The 22,868-nt window shown below is 64.3% G+C and carries 12 protein-coding genes and 1 tRNA gene; 11 read left to right on the top strand and 2 right to left on the bottom strand.

Annotated features, from left to right (window positions below; translation table 11 throughout):
- Positions 1 to 40 precede the first annotated feature (40 nt).
- The 4 genes from H6678_00770 to lpdA all read left to right on the top strand — a co-directional run bounded on the left by H6678_00770 (position 41) and on the right by lpdA (position 7,003).
- Positions 41 to 1,156, top strand: a complete 1,116-nt coding sequence (locus tag H6678_00770; protein ID MCB9472324.1) for a hypothetical protein — start codon at positions 41 to 43, stop codon at positions 1,154 to 1,156.
- Between the two features lie 371 nt (positions 1,157 to 1,527).
- A complete protein-coding gene (aceE, locus tag H6678_00765; protein MCB9472323.1) occupies positions 1,528 to 4,200 on the top strand; it encodes a pyruvate dehydrogenase (acetyl-transferring), homodimeric type in 2,673 nt (890 codons plus the stop codon).
- A gap of 12 nt (positions 4,201 to 4,212) precedes the next feature.
- Positions 4,213 to 5,565 (top strand): 2-oxo acid dehydrogenase subunit E2, encoded by a 1,353-nt coding sequence (locus H6678_00760; protein MCB9472322.1) that lies wholly within the window; start codon positions 4,213 to 4,215, stop codon positions 5,563 to 5,565.
- 22 nt (positions 5,566 to 5,587) lie between these two features.
- On the top strand, positions 5,588 to 7,003 hold the full coding sequence (gene lpdA, locus H6678_00755; GenBank protein MCB9472321.1) for a dihydrolipoyl dehydrogenase: 1,416 nt from the start codon (positions 5,588 to 5,590) through the stop codon (positions 7,001 to 7,003).
- A 114-nt stretch (positions 7,004 to 7,117) separates the two neighbouring features.
- Here the strand turns inward: lpdA and H6678_00750 are convergent, their stop codons facing one another.
- Both H6678_00750 and H6678_00745 read right to left on the bottom strand, forming a co-directional pair.
- Positions 7,118 to 8,926, bottom strand: a complete 1,809-nt coding sequence (locus H6678_00750) for a sigma-54-dependent Fis family transcriptional regulator (protein MCB9472320.1) — start codon at positions 8,924 to 8,926, stop codon at positions 7,118 to 7,120.
- 9 nt (positions 8,927 to 8,935) lie between these two features.
- Entirely contained in the window at positions 8,936 to 9,988 is a 1,053-nt protein-coding gene (locus H6678_00745) for a hypothetical protein (GenBank protein MCB9472319.1), read from the bottom strand.
- Between the two features lie 304 nt (positions 9,989 to 10,292).
- Here H6678_00745 and H6678_00740 point away from each other — a divergent pair.
- The 7 genes from H6678_00740 (at position 10,293) to H6678_00710 (ending at position 22,868) form a co-directional block, all read left to right on the top strand.
- Positions 10,293 to 10,377: transfer RNA gene (locus H6678_00740), tRNA-Ser, on the top strand.
- 489 nt (positions 10,378 to 10,866) lie between these two features.
- A complete protein-coding gene (locus tag H6678_00735) occupies positions 10,867 to 11,913 on the top strand; it encodes a hypothetical protein (GenBank protein ID MCB9472318.1) in 1,047 nt (348 codons plus the stop codon).
- Positions 11,910 to 13,322, top strand: coding sequence for a T9SS type A sorting domain-containing protein (locus tag H6678_00730; protein MCB9472317.1), 1,413 nt, complete (start codon positions 11,910 to 11,912; stop codon positions 13,320 to 13,322). The genes H6678_00735 and H6678_00730 overlap by 4 nt, the downstream gene beginning before the upstream one ends.
- A gap of 101 nt (positions 13,323 to 13,423) precedes the next feature.
- Positions 13,424 to 16,714, top strand: a complete 3,291-nt coding sequence (locus H6678_00725; GenBank protein MCB9472316.1) for a hypothetical protein — start codon at positions 13,424 to 13,426, stop codon at positions 16,712 to 16,714.
- Positions 16,715 to 17,004: 290 nt separating this feature from the next.
- Positions 17,005 to 19,056 carry a hypothetical protein gene (locus H6678_00720; GenBank protein MCB9472315.1) on the top strand — a complete coding sequence of 684 codons (2,052 nt, stop codon included), beginning with the start codon at positions 17,005 to 17,007 and terminating at the stop codon, positions 19,054 to 19,056.
- Positions 19,057 to 19,146: 90 nt separating this feature from the next.
- Positions 19,147 to 20,916 (top strand): family 16 glycosylhydrolase, encoded by a 1,770-nt coding sequence (locus tag H6678_00715; GenBank protein MCB9472314.1) that lies wholly within the window; start codon positions 19,147 to 19,149, stop codon positions 20,914 to 20,916.
- Complete coding sequence (locus H6678_00710) at positions 20,916 to 22,868, top strand: hypothetical protein (GenBank protein ID MCB9472313.1); 1,953 nt, start codon at positions 20,916 to 20,918, stop codon at positions 22,866 to 22,868. Before H6678_00715 ends, H6678_00710 begins: the two co-directional genes overlap by 1 nt.

Here is a 22,868-nt window from a genome sequence, read left to right as displayed (position 1 = left end):
AAGCGGCTTTGACCATTGGTCTCCACGAAAGGGAGCGAGCATGATACGACCAGCCCTCCGCCTGTTGCTGATCTGCCTGCTGTGTTGCGGGTCGCTCTTTGCCCAGGCCAGCCAGAAAGTTCAGGTCACCGGTTACGGCAAGACCCACGAACTGGCTCTCAAGGATGCCATGCGCAATGCCGTCGAGCAGACGGTGGGCATCGTGATCGGTTCCGAAACCCTGGTACAGAACTTCGCGATGGTTTCCGACAGGATCCTCACCAAGTCGCTGGGCTACGTCAGTGGGTATGAGGTGCTGGAGGAGAAGCAGGTGGGCGGCGAGTGGGAGCTCACGATCCGGGCCCAGGTCAACGAGATCGTGGACGCCCTGATCGCCGACGAAATGGCCATCCGGATCCTGCTGGATGCGATGCACAAACCGCGCGTGATGGTGCTGCTGGCCGAGAAGAACCTGGACGACAGCGAATCCACGGTGGCCGAAACCGCCGTGACCAGCAAGCTGCTGGATCTGGGTTTTGATGTGGTCGACCGCAATGCGGTGGACTGGACGGCCGCGCGCTCGATCATCGAAACCTTCGGCCAGATCGACCGCGACCGGATGGCTTCCATCGTCAGCAGCGCTCAGGTGGACCTGGTCTTCGCCGGTCGCGCCACCGCCAGCCCCGGGCAGACGCCCGCCGCTCTGGCCAGTGCGGGAATCCAGAGTGTCCAGGCCGTGCTCAGCGGACGCCTCTATCGCACCGAAACCGGCCAGGTGCTGGCGGTGCACCAGACCGACGCCTCGAAAGCCCACATCAACGCCTCGGTCGCGGGTGCCAATGCGCTCAAGGATGCAGCCGAGGTCGTCTCCACCGAAGTGCTCGGCGATGTGCTTGAGCAATGGGCGGCCCTGCAGACCCAGGCGCTGCGGGTGGAACTGGAAGTCCAGGGCATGGGATTCAAGCACCAGGAAGCCTTTCTGACCTTCCTGCGAGGCCTTGACTCGGTAAAGCATGTCACCGACCGCGGTTTCAGCCAGGGCGCTTTCCGGCTGGATGTGGAACTGGAAGGGGAAGCCCGCGAGCTGGCAGGCAAGCTGGACGGCTACCGCTCCGGTGATCAGACCTGGTCGGTGGGCAGCCTCGGCCCCGCCCGGCTGGTGCTGGTGGCGGAATGAGCATTCGCTGACCCAAGATCGACTCGACGTCTCGGCGATCCCTGCCCGCGGGCCGGGATCGCCGTTTTCATTCGGCCCAGCGCAGCGCGGCAGGTGGCACGGGGAGGGCTGGGGGAGGAATTCTTCACTCTTCGTTGATTGTCACTAAAGCGTATGAACATGAATCATTATTGAATAATTTCCGCAGGTATCGAAACTAATAGCAGGAATGATTTGCGGTACGCGAACAATAATTGAACAGAATCCGAGTTTGACTTTGTGATTCGCTTTGACAAGTTGCGCGTCGTTCCGGGCACGCTCGCCGGAAGTCATCCGCGCGCGGTGGTTTGACACGCACGCGCGCCCATTGAGACCATCATCAAGGAAAAACCATGATCAATCCCGAGGATCCAGAGCGCCAGCGGATCAATGAGCTGGAAGAGCGCGAGTGGTGTGATTCCCTGGACTATGTCATCCAGAGCGGGGGCACCCAGCGTGCGGCTGACCTGCTGCAGCGCCTGCAGACCCATGCCCGCCGTCAGCGGGTGAAGATGCGGTTCACGGCGGGCACACCGCTGGCGAACACGATTCCCGCGCGTGACCAGCCGCCCTATCCGGGAAACCGTGAGACGGAACGGCGCATCAAGAGCATCATCCGCTGGAATGCGATGGCCATGGTGGTGCGCGCCAACCGGGAAGAATCCGGCATCGGCGGACACATCAGCACCTACGCCAGTGCCGCCACCCTCTATGAAGTGGGCTTCAATCACTTCTTCAAGGGCAAAGGCAAGGAACGGGAAGGGGACATCATCTTCTTCCAGGGCCACGCCTCTCCGGGCATCTACGCGCGTGCCTTCCTGGAAGGGCGGATCAGCGAGGAGCATCTGCACAACTTCCGCCACGACCTGCGTCCGGGCGGCGGCCTCACCTCCTATCCCCATCCCTGGCTGATGCCGGACTTCTGGGAGTTTCCCACGGTCTCGATGGGGCTGGGGCCGATCATGGCGATCTACCAGGCGCGTTTCAATCGCTATCTGGAAGACCGTGGGCTGAAGAAGAACACCTCGCGGGTCTGGGCCTTCCTGGGCGACGGCGAGACCGACGAACCCGAGGCGCTGGGCGCGATCACACTGGCGTCACGCGAGAAGCTGGACAACCTGACCTTCGTGATCAACTGCAACCTGCAGCGTCTGGACGGCCCGGTGCGCGGCAACGGGCAGATCATCCAGGAGCTGGAAGCCGCCTTCCGCGGAGCCGGCTGGAACGTGATCAAGGTGGTCTGGAGTTCCGATTGGGATCCCATCTTCGCCCAGGATCACGATGGACTGCTGGTGCGGCGTCTGTCCTCGATCGTCGACGGGGAGTACCAGAAACTGTCCACCGAAGGCGGGGCCTATGTGCGCCAGCAGGTCTTCGGCGGCGACCCACGCCTGCTGAAGATGGTGGAACACCTCAGCGACGAGCAGCTTGGCCGGATGAAACGCGGTGGCCATGACCCCGAGAAGGTCTACGCGGCCTACCACGCCGCCGTGAATCACAAGGGTGCGCCCACCGTGGTGCTGGCCATGACCGTCAAGGGCTACGGCCTGGGCGAGGCCGGCGAGGGCAAGAACATCACCCACCAGCAGAAGAAGCTCAACGAGAACGAGCTGATGGAATTCCGCACGCGCTTCGGGATTCCGCTCTCCGACGAACACGTGGCCAAGATGCCGTTCTACAGTCCGCCCGCCGACAGTCCGATGATCAAGTATGTCAAGGAGCGTCGTGAGCGTCTGGGTGGTTTCGTGCCGTCGCGCGTGTCCGCCAGTCCGCGGCTCAAGCCGCCCGGCGACAAGGACTTTTCCGAATTCCACCGCGGGACCGAAGGGCGCGAGATCTCGACCACGATGGCTTTCGTGCGCATTCTCACCACCCTGCTCAAGGACAAGGACGTGGGACGCCGGGTGGTGCCCATCGTGCCCGACGAGGCGCGCACCTTCGGCATGGAATCGCTGTTCCGCCAGTGCGGCATCTACTCTCACGTGGGCCAGCTCTACGAGCCGGTCGACGCCCAGAGCCTGCTGTATTACAAGGAAGCCACCGACGGACAGATTCTCGAGGAAGGCATCACCGAAGCCGGCGCCATGAGCAGTTTCATCGCCTCGGCCACCTCCTATGCCACCCACAACGAGACCACGATTCCGTTCTACATCTACTACAGCATGTTCGGCTTCCAGCGCATCGGCGACCTGGCCTGGGCCGCCGCGGACATGCGCGCCCGGGGCTTCATGCTGGGTGGCACCTCCGGCCGCACGACCCTGGCCGGGGAAGGGTTGCAGCATCAGGACGGCAACAGCCACATCCAGGCCCTGCCGATTCCCAACCTGATGTGTTACGACCCGGCCTTCGCCTACGAGCTGGCCGTGATCATCCAGGACGGCCTCAAACGGATGTACGAGAACCAGGAAGACATCTTCTACTACATCACGGTGCTCAACGAGAACTATGTGCATCCGGCCATGCCCGAAGGCGCCCGTGATGGCATCCTGCGCGGCATGTATCTCTTCCGGGCCGCCGAGAATCCCGGTGCCAAGGCACGTGTACAGCTCTTCGGCAGCGGGGCGATTCTCAACGAAGCGATCGCCGCCGCCGACCTGCTGCGCAGCTATGATGTCGAAGCGGACATCTGGAGCGTGACCAGTTACAAGGAACTGCGTCGCGAAGCCCTGGAGGTGGAGCGTCACAACCGCTTCCACCCCGGCGAGAAGGACCGCGAAGCCTGGATCACGCGCTGCCTCAAGGATCAGCCGGGTCCCGTGATCGCCGCCAGCGATTACATCAGTGCCCTGCCCGATCTGGTGGCGCGCTGGGTGCCCGGAGGCATGGTCTCGCTGGGGACCGACGGTTTCGGCCGCAGCGAGGGCCGCGCGGCCCTGCGGGACTTCTTCGAGGTGGACCGGCGCTGGATCGCCTTCGCGGCCATCAGTGAACTCTTCCGCCAGAAGAAGGTGCGGGTGAGCGTGGTGAACAAGCTGGTCAAGGACCTGGAGCTGGACCTCGAACGTCCCGCGCCGGTCACACGATAAGGACTCTGCCCCATGGCGACCGAGATCCCTCTGCCCGAACTGGGCGAGAACATCACGGCGGGTGAGCTGGTGAACGTGCTGGTTGCCGTTGGCGACCGTGTCACGGCCGACGACCCCATCGTGGAAATCGAAACCGACAAGGCGGTCATCGAGGTGCCGGCCGGCAAGGCCGGTACCGTGACCGAGATCCTGGTCAAGGCGGGCGAGCGTGTGCCCGTCGGTCAGACTCTGCTCAGACTGGATACCGGTGATGCACTGGCGGCCAAGGACAAGGCCGCTGAGGCACCGCCGGAAAAACCGGCCGAGACTCCGGCGGTCGAAGCGGCTGCCGAAAAGCCCGCGACGCCCAGGTCCACGGAGACTGAGGTGCCTGCCTCGCAGAAGGAATCGGCCGAGACTGCCGAAGAATTCGTGCCCGACCCGGAGGCGACCCCTGCCCGTGCCCTTGCGGCGCCTGCGGCGCCCTCGGTGCGACGCGAGGCCCGCGAACTGGGCGTGGACATCCACGCGGTCCAGGGCAGCGGAGTGGGTGGCCGCATTTCCATTGACGATGTGCGCAGGCATGTGAAGTCGCTCAACGAAGGCCGCACACACAGACCCGCTTCGAGCGGAGTGGTGGGGGATCTGCCCTGGCATGCGGACCTTCCCGATCTGTCGCGTTTCGGCAACGTGACACCCCAGCCCATGAGCAATGTGCGCCGGGCCACGGCCCAGCACATGGCCGCCACCTGGAACACGGTACCCCAGGTGACCCAGTACGACAAGGCGGACATCACCGAGCTGGAAACCCTGCGCGTCAAGCTGGCGCCGCGGGTGGAGAAGGCCGGGGGCAAGCTGACCATGACCGGAATCCTGCTCAAGGTGGCCGCGGCCGCCCTGCGCCGTCATCCGCAGTTCAACGTGGCGGTGGACATGGCCGGCGAGCGCATCCTCGAGCGCGAGAACGTGCACATCGGCGTGGCCGTGGATACTCCCCGTGGCCTGCTGGTGCCCGTGATCCGCGATGCCGACACCAAGAACATCACGCGGCTCAGCGTGGAACTGGGCGAATTGTCGGCCAAAGCGCGCGAGCGCAAGGCGGGACCCGAAGAACTCACGGGCGGCAGTTTCACCATTTCCAATCTGGGTGGCATTGGCGGAGTGGGATTCTCGCCCATCGTCAACTGGCCCGAAGTGGCGATCCTGGGTGTCTCACGCGGCGAGATCGAGCCCCGCTGGGATGGTACCGGGTTCGTGCCCCGGCGCATGCTGCCGCTGTCGCTGTCCTACGATCACCGGGTGATCGACGGAGCCGATGCGGCGCGCTTCCTGCGCTGGATCTGCGAAGCCCTGGAGCAGCCGCTGCTGCTGGCACTGGAAGGTTGAGCCAAACGAGGAATTCTGCGGCATGAGCGCAACACATCTGACCGTGATCGGCGGCGGGCCCGGTGGCTACGCGGCCGCTTTTCTGGCCGCCAGCCATGGGCTGAAGGTCACCCTGATCGACCGGATGGCCACGCCCGGCGGAGTCTGCCTGCACCGCGGCTGCATTCCCTCCAAGGCGCTGCTGCATGTGGCTGCCCTGCTGGGCGAAACGCGCGAGGCCGAGAAGATGGGCCTGCTCTTCGCCGAACCCCGGGTCAACCTGGACCGGATGCGCGACTGGAAACAGGGCGTGGTCGACAAACTTACCGGAGGACTGGCGACCCAGTGCCAGCGCCGGGGAGTCGAGTTCATCCAGGCCGAGGCGCGTTTCGTGGCGTCCGCTCGGCTTGAGTTGACCGCCCCCGACGGCAGCGTGAGCCAGCGTGACTGCGAGCATGTGATCCTGGCCAGTGGCTCCCGTCCGGCCAGCATTCCCGCGCTCAGTCTGGAGTCCCCCAAGGTCTGGGATTCCACGGCCGCGCTGGCGCTGGAAAGTGTGCCACGCCGCCTGCTGGTGATCGGCGGTGGATACATCGGACTGGAACTGGGCAGCGTCTATGCGGCCCTGGGCTCCAAAGTCACCGTGGTCGAGATGACCGACGGCCTGCTTCCCGGCGCCGACCGCGACCTGGTGCGCGTGCTCTCGAAGCGCATCAAGGAAAGCATGCACGAACTGCGCTTCAAGACCCGAGTCGCCGGGCTCAAGGAAACCCGCGCGGGTATCGAAGCCCTGCTGCAGGCCGAGGACGGCACAGAAGAGAAACTGGTGTTCGACCGGGTGCTGGTCTCCGTGGGCCGCAAGCCCAACTCGCAGGGACTGGGGCTGGAGCACACGGGCGTCACGGTCAATGCGCGTGGTTTCGTGGAAGTGGACACGCAGTTGCGCACCGCCGATGCGCGGATCTTCGCCATCGGCGATCTGGTGGGCGACCCCATGCTGGCCCACAAGGCGGCACACGAAGCCCGGGTGGCCGTGGAAGTGATCTGCGGCGGCAAGGCGCGCTTCGAACCGCTGGCGATTCCCGCCGTGGTCTTCACCGATCCGGAACTGGCCTGGGTGGGTCTCACCGAAGACCAGGCCGCCAGCACGGGCCAGCAGGTCACGGTGGCGCGCTTCCCCTGGGGCGCCTCCGGTCGTGCCCTGACCCTCGAGCGCACCGACGGCCTGAGCAAACTGATCATCGATCCGGCCAGCGAGCGTGTGCTGGGCGTGGGCCTGGTGGGCGTGAATGCCGGCGAGATGATCGCCGAGGCAACCCTGGCCATCGAGATGGGCGCCACCGTGCGTGATATCGCCGAGACGATCCACGCCCATCCCACCCTTTCCGAAACCACCATGGAAGCTGCCGAAGTCTTCTTCGGACACAGCGCGCACTATTACACGCCGCGCAAGAGCTGAGACCGGAAACGGTTTCGCGACGGCACGACATCACACGCCCTCGAGTCCGCCTCGAGGGCGTGTCGTCATTCTGGGGAAGGGAGGCGACAGGGCGAGGGAAGGACGAGTCGAAGATCAGCGACTGGCGGCGTCACCGGTGGCGCTGTCGTCCTCGGGCTTGCTGATCCAGCGGTAGACGCTGCGTTCGCTCATGTTCAGGCGGCGGGCGGTGTCCTTGACCTTGCCGCCCAGACGGTCGTGCACATCGCGCACCAGACGGCTGGCGTAGCGCGCGGTCAGCTCGTCGAAGTCCAGCTGCTCCCGCTCGAGATCCGGGGCCCACTCATCGGAGGCCGTGTGCCTGAGCGTCACCGGCTCCAGCAGTTCCAGATGCTCGGGACGGATTTCGTGACCCGCGTTGTACCAGGCCCGGGTGATCACATTGAACAGTTCGCGCACATTGCCCGGGAAGGCGTGCTTGTACAGTTCGAGGATGGCCGCCTCGCAGATCACCTTGCTCTTGCCGTGCAGTGAGTTCAGCTCGGTGACCCGGTACTGGCTCAGGCTGCGCAGATCGTCTTCGCGCTCGACCAGCCGCGGCAGACGCAGCACCACTCCACTGAGGCGGTGATACAGTTCCTGGCGGAAGTCGGTGTTGTCGCGCAGGTCCTGGTTGGTGGCGGCGATCACGCGAATGCTGGCGCGTTCTTCGTTGGCCGAACCCAGCGGGTAGAAGATGCCGTTGTCGAGGAAACGGAACAGGTTGGCCTGTGTTTCCGGCGGCAGCTCGCCGATCTCGTCCAGGAACAGCGTGCCGCCATTGGCCTTCTGCACGAATCCCGGTGTGTCCGCCGTGGCCCCCGAGAACGCGCCCTTGCGGTAGCCGAACAACTTGGCCTCGGCCAGGTTGCTGCCCAGATGGAAACAGTTGACCGCCACGAAGGGGCCGCTGGCCCGGTTGCTGGCCGCATGCAGGGCACGGGCCACCAACTCCTTGCCCGTCCCCGATTCCCCCAGTACCAGCACGTTCAGTTCGGTCGGCGCGTATTTGTCGATGGAGCGCCGCAGGCTGAAGATCGGCAGCGAGTCGCCCACGATGCCGTGACGGCGTGAGACGAGCATGGTCGGTGCCGTGCCCAGGGCCATCACGATGGAGTTGCAGAAGGCGGGAATCTGCTGCATGTACTCGGGGCAGCTGTCGCCCACAAGGTCCTGCAGTTCACGTGCCTGGTGCAGGATCTCGGGACCCCGGTCTCCACGGTTCCAGGCCATCTGCAGAGCGAAGTAATTGCGGGCGAGGGTGATTTCAGGACTGGAGCTGAGCTCCCCCAGACGGTCCAGGCAGGCCTGGGCTCGCTCGAGGTGCGAGGCCTGGAAATGGTAGAACAGGGCGATCAGCAGGTATTCGGAGCGACAGTCACTCACGCCCGGATCGTCGCCATAGAGTTCGGCCGCCATCGAGGCCCGGTTTGCTTTCAGACAGCACAGACCCGCGATCTGGCTGACGGCCAGTTCGCATTCCGCCATGGATCTGGCGGCCTGCAGGTCCTGCCAGCCACCCGGATCGCCGGTCATCACGCGCACCACACCCTGCCAGGCTCTTGCGATGGCCGCTTCGTGATCCGCTTCCAGCCGGTACTGGGCCAGGCAGTGATCGCTGAGTTCCGGGTCATCCAGCAGCAGCGAAATCAGGCCATAGTTGAGCAGGGCGTTCAGGCGATAGGGAGTGGCCAGCCCTTCAAGACCCAGCAGCGTGCGATAGACCTGGATCGCTTCGGCGTGCCGCGCCAGGTGATACAGGGCGTTGGCCTTGAAGAACAGCAGGGCCTGACGATCTTCCGCCTGGCTGCGCCGCAGGTCCTCGTCGATCGAGAGCAGGCAGCCGGAGAAATCCCCGTTCTTGTAGGCCCGCAGCGAGGCATAATGTGCCGTGAGGCCGGCCACGCTCGCGCCCTACTCCCAGCGACCCAGTTCGGCCACGACCCGCACGAACAACCGCGCCCCAGCCGTCTGGTTGGGGAAGGTGTACACCGGAGTGGTGGTGATGGCAGTGGGTTCCGAAGGGAAGACGTAAGGATGTTCCGAGAGGTAGATCAGGTAGCGGCTCTCCCGGCAGGGAATCATGTCCACCGAGGTCACGCCCACCGGCAGGATGGTCAGGGGCAGTTCACCCACGACCACGGTGCCCGGAATCAGCAGCGGCCCCTGGGCTTCGTAGACCGTGTGGCGCGGTGCCTGCGGCATGGAGCTGGAGAGCACCGCGCCCTGGACCTTGCTCAGGTCGCCCGTGCTGAGGTACACATCCTCCAGGTTGACGGGCTGGCCACTGATGTGATTGATCAGGTCCCAGTGCCGGCTGTCCACGATGTCCACGTTGATCAGCAGGGGGATCTGGTCGCCGTCGATTTCAATGGCCACATCGTTGGCCTGGAACAGGCAGTCACGAATGACCACCTGCGCCTCGGCGCTGGCCACCAGCGCGCGATCGTTGGTCAGGAAGACGCAGTTTTCCATGTCCAGCTCGCCGCAGCTGGTTTCCAGCGCGGTACCGCTGGCCCCGAAGCGCGTATCACTGAGGTTGAGTACGGTGGCCGGGCCGATGGTCTCGAACACCGTGCCCATGCTGCTCAGGGTGCTGTGTGTGCTTTCGACCTGGGCGCCATCCACCACGAACATGCTGCTGGTGCAATCGATGCGCGTATTGTCCAGCAGCAGTTCCTGATTCTCGCCGAGCACGATCGGGAAGGTGCTGGCACGCGAGCCACTGTCGCGGATGACCAGATCGCGCAGGACCAGGCGACCGCCGCGCGACCAGTCGATCATGTCCAGATCCACGTCGGTGATGCGATCATCCCCCTGCACGACAAGGGTATCGCCTGCGGGCAGCCGGAAGGTCGCGGTGCCCACGAAATCGCTGGCATCGCGTTGCCAGCTGTCGGCGAGAGCCGACCCCGCCAACAGCGCCCAGAGAGGTGCGCAAAGAACAAGCTTCAGTGTGTGTGTCATCTCGGATTCTCCCAGCGAAATGCTTTCGAGCCAGGGGGGCGGCTCGGCGTTGCCAGTTGGCGACGCGCCAGAGAAGGGCGGGCAGAAGGTGGATCATGGACTGATTCGATCCACCGCAAGTCCGCGATGGCACAACATAATGGAGGCGATGCGGGCAATCCAGCGCAAATCCACCCCCGCCAAAATTGCCTGCGGCTCCATCTCCCTGATTCCAAAGCAATTGCGAAGTGTCTGACCACAGACTCCCCAGCTTTGGCAAGTTGACCTTGTCGGACCTGATTGATATGTTGGCCGCTCGCTTCCCGGAGAGGTGACCGAGTGGCTGAAGGTGCACGCCTGGAACGCGTGTGTAGGGCAACCTACCGTGGGTTCGAATCCCACTCTCTCCGTTTCAATCGCGGAATCTCTTGAAAATCAAGGGGTTCCGCTTTTGCTCTCCTGAGGGGCACGTTCGGCGCCCCGTATGTGGTATCGCACCTGACCGGCTCTGCCTGTCCGACCGACATGCGGTACCCATGGACCGGGTACATGGAATCCTGCCTGTCCCGTTTTCCGCTGAGTCCACTGCGTGCACGCAGGCTGCCAGCCGGCAGTGGCCCTCGTGCAGATGGGGAGGGTCCTGGTGGCACATTCCGCCATTGGCGTCCTCTCCCGCCCGAGTCCGGAATGCCTTCTTTCGGGGCGGTCCTGAAATCGTTCTTGACAAGTCGGAACGGGAGTGGTTCCTTGGTTCGGCAATCGAACTAAGTCTCAATCCCGGTTCCCCCATGAGCGTCAAATCGATCCACCGCATGCGCTTTCCTGCATTTCTGATGGGACTGGGACTGTTCCTGGTCTGCAGCACTTCCAGCAAGGCTTTGACGACAGTGGAGACTCCCATGGCCACGGAGACGATCGCACAGCGCCTGGAGCAGGGGCCCATCTGGCCACGGGAAGAGCCGTTTATACGGCGGGGTTTTCCGCAGGAAGACCGCCAGCACTGGCATCAGCTGGCGATTGCCTACAGCCCCTTCCGTTCGGGACAGGCTCCCTGGGGACCTGTCCCTTCACGCTCCGAGCTGCTGGAAGACCTGCAGTTGCTTCAGGGGCATTTTCGTCTGCTGCGGGTCTACGGTGCGGATGCCCTCACCGAGACAATGCTGCAGGTGATCCGTGAGGAGAAGCTGCCGCTGCAGGTCTTTCTGGGCATCTGGCTGGAACACGAGCTGGGCGATCCGGAGACTCGTGCGGCCAATCGCAAGGCCACCCTCGAGGGAATCGAGCTGGCCAATCGCTACCCGGAGATCGTGGCCGCGATCAGCGTGGGCAACGAGACCCAGGTCTACTGGGCGGCACACCGGATGCAGGAGCAGGCTCTGCTGCCCTACCTGCGCTGCGTGCGTGCGAACTGCAGCCAACCCGTCACGACGGCCGACGACTACAATTATTGGAACAAACCTGAAAGCCAGGCAATCGCCGCGGAGATCGACTTCCTCTTCCTGCATGCCCACCCGCTGCTGAACGGTCAGAGCCTGGACCAGGCCTGGACATGGCTGGATGCCCAGCTGGCGGACATCGAAGCCCGGCATCCGGACCGTGAGGTCGTGCTGGGCGAGATCGGCTGGGCCACCCGTCACAATCCCCGTCTGATCGGCGACGGCCTGCAGGGTACCTTGATCAAGGGCGAGACCAGTCCCGAGGCCCAGGAGCGCTATCTGCGTGACATGGGTCTCTGGCTGCGGACCCATGAGCGATTGGTGTTTCTCTTCGAAGCGTTCGATGAAACCTGGAAAGGTGGCGGCGCGGTCACCGGACCGGAGGATGTGGAAAAGAACTGGGGTCTGTACGACGAACGTCGGCAGCCCAAGCCCGGTGTCACGGCTCTTCCCGGATACCCAGCGGGCACGACGACACACAACAGCAATCCTGAAGGGACCAAGCAATGAGACTCACGACTGTTCTATGGCTGGCGATCGCCCTGGTGGGGTTGACACAGCGGGGTGTGCTGGCACAGAGTGCGCCCATTGATTTCGAGAGCGGCGGACACGGGGCGGACTGGACCTGGGCCGTCTTCGAGAACAGCACCAACCCTCCGGTGACGATCCTGGACAATCCCGACCCCAGCGGTGCCAACACCTCGGCCACCGTGGCCGCCTTCACGGCCCTGCAGGCCGGACAGCCCTGGGCGGGCTGCGAGAGCCAGCATGGCAACGACATCGGCACCTTCAGCCTCAACTCGTCCAACTGCACCGTCAGCATCATGGTCTACAAGACCGAGATCAGCAATGTGGGCATCAAATTCGCCACCCCCGCGGGAGCCGCGGATGTGGAACTGCTGGTGGCCAACACCCTGGTCAACCAGTGGGAAGAACTGGTGTTCGACTTTTCCGGGCGACTGGACAGCCCCAACTCCGTCAACATCGACCAGATCATCGTCTTTCCGGACTACAATCTGAGCGGACGCCAGCAGGACAATGTGGTCTACTTCGACAACATCACCTTTTCGGCCCAGCTGATCGTGCCCGGCCCCCAGACACCCGCCCCGGCACCGACGTTTTCCGCCGCCGACGTGATCTCCCTCTTCAGTGATGAATACACGAATGGGACCGTGGACACCTGGTCGGCCGTCTGGGACCTGGCCGACGTGACCACGGTCCAGATCGATGGAGACAATGTCAAGAAGTATACCAGCATGGTCTATGCCGGCATCGAATTCACCTCCTCGACCATCGACGCCACCGAGATGACCCATTTCCACATGGACTTCTGGACGGCGGATCCGGTGGCGGGCGCGACCTTCAACATCAAGCTGGTGGACTTTGGCGCCAACGGTGTCTGGGATGGCGGCGGCGATGATGTGGAATACGAACTGTCCTTCACGTCCAGCACCACCCCGGCCCTGGTCAGCGGAGAGTGGATCAGCTTCGACCTGCCGCTCGATCTCTTCACCGGCCTGGTGACACGCGGACATCTGGCGCAGATCGTGATCGGTGGCGATCCCAACACCGTCTACATCGACAACGTGCTCTTCCATGCGGGAACGGTGGCCGTGGAGCCGCAGCCCGAGCGTCCCGCGGCCTTCACGCTGGCGCAGAACCATCCCAATCCCTTCAATCCGGGCACCTCGATCGCCTTCGAACTCAACCGTGCCGGGTCGGTCTCGCTGACGATCCATGACATCACGGGCCGCTTCGTGACCTCGCTGGCGGACGGAGCGCTCGCGGCGGGTACCCACCGGCGCGAGTGGAATGGTCTGGATGCCCGTGGCGAGGCCGTCGCCTCCGGCGTGTACATCTGCACCCTCTCCGTCGCGGGCCAGGGACAGCAGAGCCGCCGCATGCTGCTGCTGAAGTAGCCCGGACTCAAACCCGACAAGCCGGTGGTCCAGCGGACCACCGGCTTCTTCATCTCCGGCGCGGACCTCGCGCGTACGTCCTCTGTTCCGGGAGAACTTCCTTGACCACATCAGCCACCTACAGCCTGCAGGACAACGGGGATTTCGTCGTGGAGCGCTATCACGCGGCACGCCCTTTCTCCAGCTTTCTGCCGGGCATCGCCGGCCGGATGGGAATTCCCATGTGGGTCTTCTATGTCAACCGGGGGCAGGGCGTGGCCAGCATGGGCATCCGCAACAAGCAGCAGTCGATCCTCGAGTTTCTGCCCGCCAACCGGGCCTGGCAGCTGGTCGGCAGCCAGGGCTTCCGCACCTTCCTGAAACTGGAGCGAGGCGGCGTGTCACGCTACTTCGAACCTTTCCAGGATGCGCTGTCGGACCGGGAGCTGGACCGTGACCAGCGCATGCGGATCCGGCCCTGGGGACTGGGCATCGAGGAGGTGAACCGCAGCCTGGGGCTGGAGCTGGCGGTCGAGTACACCACGGTGGCCGATGAGCCCTTTGCCGGTCTGCTGCGCCGCCTGCGGATCCGCAACACGGGCGACACCCCGCTCCGGCTGGAAGCGCTGGATGGCCTGCCGCTGGTCGTGCCCTGCGGAGTCGACAACCATGTGATGCAGCACATGCGCCGCACCATCGAAGCCTTCGTCGAAGCGGGGCAGGTGCTCGAGCGAGTCCCGTTCTTCCGCGCCAAGGTCGAGCCGGCCGATCGGCCCGATGTAAGGCTGATCCAGGGAGGGCACTTCTACCTGAGCCGGCTGAACGCCACGCCCCATGCCGTGCAGGGCCCGGCGATCGTCGACCCTGAGCGGGTCTTCGGCAACCGGGAGGACTTCGCCTATCCGGAGCGCTTTCTGGAATTGCCCTGCATGGAGCTGAGCAGGGGCCAGATCTTCGGCAACCGGCTGCCCTGCGCGCTGACACCTCTCAGCGGCCACCTGGACCCGGGGGAGGAACTGGAACTCGATTCGCTGATCGGCCATGCCCACAGCATGCAGGAGCTCGCGGCTCTGTTGCCGCGTCTGGAGGCACCCGGCTATCTGGACGGACAGCTGGAACGCAACCGCGCGCTGATCGGAGAACTCTGCCAGTCCGGACTGCTGGTCAGCGGGCAGCCCCTGCTCGATCGTTACGCGGCGCAGAACTACCTGGACAATGTGATGCGGGGAGGGCATGTCCACAGCGTCGCGCCCGGACAGGCTGGCGGGACCCTGCACCTGTACTCGCGCAAGCACGGCGATCCGGAACGGGACTACAACGACTTCCAGCTGCTGCCCACACCCTATTCGCAGGGCAACGGAAACTACCGGGACGTGAACCAGAACCGGCGCAGCGATCTCTTCTTCAATCCCGATCTGGGCAGCGGCAACGTGGAACACTTCTACCAGCTGCTCCAGCTCGATGGCTTCAACCCGCTGGTGATCGGTGAGACACGCCTGCGCCTGCGGCCCGACCTTCCGCTGCCCGCCACCGTGCGTGAGCGCCTGCCCGAGGCTCTCTGGTCCAGGGCCACGGAGCTCTTGCGGGCGGGAGTCAGCCCGGGCGACTGGGTGCTGGCCCTGCAGCAGGCGGGCGCCGTGTCCGACGACTGGGATGCCCTGCTGGCGGCGCTGCTGCCCAGCTGTGATGCGCTGCATGTGTCCGAGCATGGCGAAGGCTACTGGATCGACCACTGGACCTACAATCTGGACCTGCTCGAGAACTTCCAGGCGGTCTTTCCCGAACAGCTCCCCGAGCTGCTCTTCGAACGCAGGACCTTCAGCTTTCACCAGAGTCGCCACCGGGTACTGCCACGCGCCCAGAAGGTCGTGCTGTACAATGGCCAGCCGCGGCAGCTGGATCCGGTGCTGTGTGACGACGCCTCGGCGGAAGGCGAGGCGCAGCACGGGGATCCGGCCGAGCGTGTGCTCACGGCCTCGGGCGAGGTCTACCTGACGACGCTCTTCGCCTCGATGCTTTGCCTGATCACGAACAAGCTGGCCTCGCTGGATCCCGCAGGCGTGGGCGTCGAGATGGAAGCCGGCAAGCCGGGCTGGTATGACGCGCTCAACGGACTGCCCGGGCTGTTCGGCTCCAGTCTGTCCGAGGCTCTGGAAATCCGCCGTCACATCCAGTTCCTGCAGCCGATGATCGCGCAGAAAGGCCGACGCACCGGCTCAGTGCGCCTCTTCGTGGAACTGGCCGATTTCCTCCAGGATCTGGCCGGCCTGCTGAAGGACTCACTGGCCCCGGAGGCCTTCTGGGACCGCGCCACCAGCCTGAAGGAGAGCTACCGCGACCGTGTGCGGAATGGCCTGAGCGGACACGAGCGCGAGCTTGGGATGAGCGAGCTGCAGGCCTTCTTCCAGTCCGCCCTGCACAAGCTCGAAACAGGACTTGAGAATGCGCTGGACGAGAACGGCATTCCCCGAACCTATTTCGTGCACGAGGCCCTGGGCCATGACCCACGGCTGGACGACGCGGGCCGGCCTTGCCTGAACCGGGCCGGGCTGCCCTGCGTGCGCGTGACACGGTTCAAGCCGCGGGCCCTGCCGCTGTTCCTGGAAGGCCCGGTCCACCTGCTGCGTTGCCGCCCTGGCCGGGAAACCGCCGCGCGCCTGCTGGCGGCCATCGAGCACAGCGATCTCTTCGACGGGGCGCTGGGCATGTTCAAGGTCAATGCCAGCCTTGAGGGCGAATCGATGGAGATCGGCCGCTGCCGGGTCTTCAGTCGTGGCTGGCTCGAGAACGAATCGATCTGGTTGCACATGGAGTACAAGTTCATGCTGGAACTCCTGCGCAACGAGCTTCATCAGGACTTCTACCGCCACTTTCCCAAGGTCTTCGTGCCATTCTTCGACCCCGCCGTCTACGGACGCAGCGTGCTCGAGAATTCATCCTTTCTGGTCAGCAGCGTCCATCCCGACACGTCCCTGCATGGCGCGGGCTTCGTCGCACGGTTGAGCGGAGCCACGGCCGAGTTCATCCAGATCTGCAGCTGGCTGACGATGGGGGCACAGCCCTTCCGGCTGGACCCAGAGGACGAGCTGCAGCTGGTGTTCGAACCGGTGCTGCAGGCGGGGCTGTTCACGCGCGAGGAACGAGTGATCACAGTAGCCGGGAGACGGGGCCCGGACGAATGGACGCTGCCGGTGGACAGCTGCAGCTTCATGTTTCTGGGGACCGTGCTGGTGACCTATCACAACCCGCGCCGCCGTGATACCTTCGGCGTGAACGCGGTTCGCCCGTGTCGCTGGACGCTGCATCATGCGGATGGCCGCGTGCAGGTGGTCGCTGCCGAGCGCCTGTCCGGCACCGAGGCGCGGGCCGTGCGCGCACGGGATGTGCGCCGGGTCGAGATCCTGCTGGACTGAGAAACGGGCCCTCCGCCGCGCCCTGCCGACCCATTGCCTGAGACCGGCCCCAGTCCCGCCTCTTGCGGCGATCTTCGCGGCGCTTTCCCGACATGGGCACACCTTTCACGACAGCGAAAGAGTTTCTTGACAAAATGGGCGCCCAGTGTTATCGTTGGCTTAGTTCGGCAGGCGTACAAAGTCTGCTTTCGACCCGGAGCCGCTGCTGTGGCCGGAAGCCATGGGCCGGACGAAGACATCCACAGCTGTCAGTTGACGAGTCAATCCACACATCGCTTCAAGGAGACATCATGAGACCCAGACTGCTTGCACTTGGACTGGCACTGTCGGTGGGCAGCGCTCTCGCGCTGGACGCCCCGGTCCTGCAGATCGACTACACTCCCGCGGGAGGCATTCTGACCCTGTCCTGGGATGCGATCGCCGGCGCGGAAGGCTATCAGGTCTTCGGCATGCACGATCCCTACGGGAGCGGATCCCTGCTGGCCACCCTGGGGCCTGAAGCCACCAGCATGACTGTGGCCGGCGTCAACTCCTTCTTCTATGTGGTGGCCCTTGGACAGGACCTGCCCGAACCCGCGCCGGTCCCGACGGGGCACCTGCCGGAGGACGTGACCTCGGTGTTCAGCAATTCATTTCCCAATCTGGCCGGCACGGATTTCAATCCCTGGTGGGGCCAGATGACGCTCGTCACGACCGTCAGCCTCTCGGGCAACGATGCCCTGCAGTACGCCAACTTCAACTATCAGGGCACCCAGCTGGCCGGTCCCCAGGACCTGAGCCTGATGGAATTCATGCACGTCGATGTCTACACGGCAGACGAGACCGCGGTCAACGTGTACCCGATCAGCATCAGCACGGGCGAGCGGCCCTTCAACATGGCGCTGACGGCCAACAGCTGGAACAGCTTCGACATTGACCTGGACCACTTCAGGGATCTGGGCATGACCATGGGTGACATCCATCAGCTCAAGTTCGATGGGGGCACCAACGGAACGATCTATCTGGACAACATCTACTTCTGGAAGAATCCGACGGCCGCCGGCACTGACGCCACCCTGAGCGATCTGACCGTGGACGGGACGACGATCGCGGGCTTCCTGCCCAGCACCTTCAGCTACAACGTCGTGCTGCCCTACGGAACGACCATCGTCCCCACGGTGGTGGGCACTCCCACCGACGCCGTCAATGGCGCCACTGCCCTCACCACGCCGGCGGGCGCATTGCCCGGGACCTCCTCCGTGCTGGTCACGGCGGCCGACATGAGCACCCAGCTGGTCTACAATGTCAACTTCAGCCTCGAGCTGCTCACGCCCAGCACGGGCCCCGACGCGCCGACGGTCTCGGCCGATTCGGTGTTCTCGATCTACAGCGATGTCTACGATGACCTGGCAGGCACCAACTTCAGCCCGTACTGGGGTCAGCCCAGCCCGGTGGTGGTGACCGTGGATCTGCCCGTGGGCGGTGAGAACGTGCTGCGCTACCAGAACCTGAGCTATCAGGGCACCAACCTTGGTTCCACGGACGGCGGAGTGGGCCACGACGTCAGCGCCTACGGTTACCTGCACATGGATGTCTGGTCGGCCAACGCCTCCTCGATCGACGTCTACATGATCAGTCTGTCCTCGGGCGAGCGGGTCGTCAACGTGCCTGTGGTCCTGGAAGAGTGGAACAGCGTGAACATTCCGCTGAGCCAGTACACATCGCAGGGGCTGCTGCTGGAAGACATCCACCAGTTCAAGATCGTATACCCCGCCGGCGGCGGCGTGGTCTACTTCGACAACTGGTACTTCGCCGGTGTGGCCGATGTGGTCGTCACGCCCGTCCCGGAGACCCCGGCACCCGCCCCCGGCTTCAGCTCGACCAACGTGATCTCACTGTTCAGCGATGATATCTACGATCCCCAGCACCCGGTGGACACCTGGTCCGCGGTCTGGGACCAGGCCAACCTGAGCGAGATCCAGATCGCCGGCAACGATACCAAGCTCTACGAGAACCTCGTCTTTGCCGGGATCGAATTCACCAGCAATCCGGTGGACGCCAGCGCGATGACTCACTTCCACCTGGACTTCTGGACGCCCGACGACGTCTCCCTGCCCGCGGTCTTCCGGATCAAGCTGGTCGACTTCGGTGCCAACGGCGTCTTCGGTGGCGGGGATGATACGGAGCACGAACTGACTTTCGACGCCAACTCGACTCCGGCGCTGGCCAGCCAGGGCTGGGTGAGCTTCGACATTGATCTGGACGACTTCGCCGGCATGATCAACCGCGGACACATTGCCCAGCTGATCATCTCCGGCAGCCCGGACACGATCTACATCGACAACGTCCTGTTCCACAACTAGCATCGACGATCAACACGGGAACCAGCGGAGGGCGACCTCCGCTGGTTCCGCTTTCACAGCCCCTCGGCAATCCAAAGGCAGGGAGTCCGGATGACCATCGCATGCACCACGCTTTCGGCACCTCGTTCGCTGCTGATGCTTGTCGGCACCCTGTGCGCGTGCCTGACCGCGTCCGCCCAGGTCGGTGAGCTGCTCTGGGAAGAGTCCTTTGACGACCTGGACAACTGGATCATCGAAACGGGCAACGGCAACTGGGGCTGGGGCAACGGAGAGCTGGAGTACTACAGTCCCGACAACGTGGAGATCGTGCCGATCCCCGGTGAGCCCGGCAACAACGGACTGCGGATCACGGCGCGCGCCGAGAGCGGCCCCGGCATCGTGGACCAGTGGGGCAATCCGCTGTCATTCACCTCGGGACGGATCAGCAGCAAGTCCTTCGTGTCCATTCAATACGGCATGGTGGAGGTCCGGGTCCGGGTTCCGGATCTGGACATGGGCGGCTGGCCGGCGATCTGGATGCTGGGCACCTCCAACCTGGGCTGGCCCGCCAATGGCGAGATCGATCTGATGGAGATGGGCTGGCGCGAGGAGTTCCGCGATCTGCATGACTCACACAACGGGGGCAATGGTCTGGGGAACTCGACCGTCAACCAGGTCACGGGCGGCAACGCGCTCTGGGAGGTCGATGGCCAGGCCGCCAATCTGGCCTGGGACCCCGATGACGAGTACTGCCGCCCCTACTACCGCTACGATCCGCCCCTGACCGGCGAGTTCATGCGCTACCGGCTGTACTGGGATGACAGCAGCCTGCGCTTCGTGGTGGTGGACGGCGAGAACGAGATCGATCTGTATACGGAACCCTTCCAGTTCGATGCCGATGCCGAGGAGTTCCTGCAGCCCTTCTACATGATCCTGAACATGGCCATCGGGGGCCAGTTCACCGATGCGGCGACCGCGCAGGAGGTCAGCATGCCGCTGCCCGCGGAACTGCTGGTGGACTACATCCATGTGTATTCATGGAATGGCATGGGCCGTGTCTCGCTGGGGCCGCCCACGCCCGAGAGCGGCCGGCTGGGGCTGTACACGGAAACGACTCCCGTGACGCGCACGCTGGTTCCCGGAGAAGACTCCGAGATCTACGTCTGGGAAGGCACCCTTGCCGATGGCAGCGACGAGCCCTGGGAAGGCGAGAATGTGCTCAGCTGGCAGACGACGGGTGCTGGCTGGTTCGGAGCGGGCATCATGTCCGTGCAGCCGCTGAATCTTTTTGATTTCGGCGACGGCTGGCTGAACTTCCGGATCCGCATTCCGGCCAATGTGAGCTTCCGGATCGGCATCATCGACGGCTGGGGCAACCAGAACTATGTGGATTTTCCCGGCAACCAGACCACCTGGGGACTGGTCCGCGATGGCAACTGGGGCCGGGCGCAGATTCCCACCTCGGCCTTGCGGGGCCAGCTGATCGATCTGCGCATGCTCAGTTATGGATTCGTGATCCTCGAGGTCAACGGGGCGGCGTGCAACTTTGCCCTGGACGACATCTACTGGGATGCCGGAGAAACGGCCGTGCAGGACCCCACACCCGGGCAGCCCATCGACTTCGGCCTGACCGGGATCCAGCCCAACCCCTTCAACCCCTCGACGCGCATCGATTTCCAGTTGCCGGCAGCGGGCCGGATCCAGCTGACGGTGCATGATCTGCAGGGACGCCGGCTCGCGGTGCTGGCCGACCGGGTGATGCCCGCGGGTGCGCATCGGGTGAAATGGACCCCATCCACCGAGGCCAGCGGGATGTACTTCATTCGGCTGGAATCGGAATCCGGTCGGGTGGACCTGCGCAAATGCCTGTACGTCAAGTGATGCACAGAGTTTCGAGCCACGCGGCCCTGCGTTCCGTCTGTGCCCTCTCGCTGGTCCTGTGTCTGGTCCATCCGCTGCGGGCGCTCGAGGCTCCGCATCTCTCCATCGGGCTCGCCGGAGAGGGGCTGAGGCAGGGAGTTCTGCTGAGCTGGAGCGCGGTGCCCGGGACGGACGAGTATCGTGTCTACCGCAAGTTCAGCCCGCAGGGAGCCTCGGAGCTGCTTGCCACGCTGCCCGATACCAGTCTGGTGCTGACTCCCGGCAGCCAGTCGATGACCTTCTACTGGGTTCTGGCCAGCGGTGCCACATCCTGGCCGGACACCCCGGCCCCCGTACCCGTTCATGATCCCCAGCGCGTGATCTCACTGTTCAGCGAGAGCTATTTCCCGTGGGTCGTGGATACCTGGTCCGCCCCCTGGGATCAGGCCGAGCTGACCCTGCTGGATCTGGAAGGCAATGCCACCCTGCTGTATACGCAGCTGAACTATGCCGGCATCGAGTTCATTTCCGCGCCCCTTGACGCGCGCCTGCTGACACATCTGCATCTGGATGTCTGGACACCCGGCCCCACGGCCGCTCCGGCGGAGTTCCGGATCAAGCTGGTGGACTTCGGGGCCAATGGCGTCTGGAACGGCGGCGGAGACGATGTCGAGGACGAGCTGACCTTCAACGAGCTCTCCTCACCGGCCCTGGGCAGCCATGGCTGGTATGGCCTGGACATTCCCCTGCAGGACTTCTCGGGCCTGGTGACACGCGAGCATCTGGCCCAGCTGCTGTTCTCCGGCGATCCGGACTCGGTCTTCGTGGACAATCTCTACTTCTGGAGCGAGAACGACCTCCAGCCTCCCGACCAACCGCCGCCTGCGCCGATTCCCCAGCTCGCGGTCCAGAATGTGCTCTCGCTCTTCAGCGACAGCTACCCGGCCTGGCCGGTGGACACCTGGTCCGCAGGCTGGGACCAGGCCGATCTGGAAACCGTCGTCCTGCAGGGCAATCCGGCCCTGCACTACACCAATCTGTCCTGGGCCGGCATCGAGTTCATCGGCCATCCCATCGACGCCTGGGGACTGAGCCATCTCCATCTGGACCTCTGGACCTCGCAGGAGGTCCAGCCCGACACCGAGTTCGTGGTGCGATTGGTGGACTTCGGCGGCAACGGGGTCTACGGCGGAGGAGACGACTCGGAACACGACGTGGCCTGGAACTCCTCGTCCCAGCCGCCCCTGCAGGCCTTCAGCTGGGTCGGCATCGACATTCCGCTGGCCCAGTTCAGCGGGCTGGCCGCAACGGAACACCTGGCCCAGCTGCTGCTGCTGGGAGACCTGTCGGACTGCTGGGTGGACAATCTGTACCTGTACGACGACGGCAGCTTCCAGCCGCCCGCCAGCCCGCTGGCACCGGCGCCGGTTCCGGGCCTGCCGGCGATGCACGTGATCAGTCTCTTCAGCGATTCCTATCCCGATGTTCCCGTGGATGCCTGGTCGTCCGATCTGTGGCCGGACATGGCGGATGTCAGCGAGGTGGTGCTGCAAGGCAACGCGATGAAGCTGTACACCAATCTGGAGTTCGCCGTCATCGACTTCGCCTCACAGCCCATCTCCGCATCCGGCATGACTCACATCCATCTGGATCTGTGGATCCCCGACGCGCTCGACTCGCAGTCGGTGGTCAGTCTGACCCTGATCGACTTCGGGGCCAACGGTGTCTGGGACGGCGGAGGAGACGATGTGGAGGGGCAGCTGAGTCTGACACCCCAGAGTGTACCGCCCCTGCGTCGTGGACGCTGGCTGAGTCTGGAGCTGCCGCTGGCCGACTTCGAGGGGCTGCAGACCACGGACCACCTGGCCCGGATCGTGATCACGTCCGGGCCGGATTCCCTGTATCTTGACAACCTCTACTTCTACGATGGCTGCGCCGCCCGCTCGGCGACGCCCCTGGTCTATTTCCGCTGA

Source organism: Candidatus Delongbacteria bacterium (assembly GCA_020634015.1).
GTDB lineage: Bacteria > CAIWAD01 > CAIWAD01 > CAIWAD01 > CAIWAD01 > JACKCN01.
The sequence above is the reverse complement of the archived record's forward strand: the minus strand, read 5'-3'. Positions and strand labels throughout refer to the sequence as shown.

Excerpts from the sequence above, each read along its gene's own strand:
- H6678_00735 (MCB9472318.1), top strand. The coding sequence starts at position 10,867 with ATGGCCACGGAGACGATCGCACAGCGCCTGGAGCAGGGGCCCATCTGG.
- H6678_00770 (MCB9472324.1), top strand. The coding sequence starts at position 41 with ATGATACGACCAGCCCTCCGCCTGTTGCTGATCTGCCTGCTGTGTTGC.
- H6678_00745 (MCB9472319.1), bottom strand. The coding sequence starts at position 9,988 with ATGACACACACACTGAAGCTTGTTCTTTGCGCACCTCTCTGGGCGCTG.
- lpdA (MCB9472321.1), top strand. The coding sequence starts at position 5,588 with ATGAGCGCAACACATCTGACCGTGATCGGCGGCGGGCCCGGTGGCTAC.
- H6678_00715 (MCB9472314.1), top strand. The coding sequence starts at position 19,147 with ATGACCATCGCATGCACCACGCTTTCGGCACCTCGTTCGCTGCTGATG.
- aceE (MCB9472323.1), top strand. The coding sequence starts at position 1,528 with ATGATCAATCCCGAGGATCCAGAGCGCCAGCGGATCAATGAGCTGGAA.
- H6678_00720 (MCB9472315.1), top strand. The coding sequence starts at position 17,005 with ATGAGACCCAGACTGCTTGCACTTGGACTGGCACTGTCGGTGGGCAGC.
- H6678_00760 (MCB9472322.1), top strand. The coding sequence starts at position 4,213 with ATGGCGACCGAGATCCCTCTGCCCGAACTGGGCGAGAACATCACGGCG.
- H6678_00710 (MCB9472313.1), top strand. The coding sequence starts at position 20,916 with ATGCACAGAGTTTCGAGCCACGCGGCCCTGCGTTCCGTCTGTGCCCTC.
- H6678_00730 (MCB9472317.1), top strand. The coding sequence starts at position 11,910 with ATGAGACTCACGACTGTTCTATGGCTGGCGATCGCCCTGGTGGGGTTG.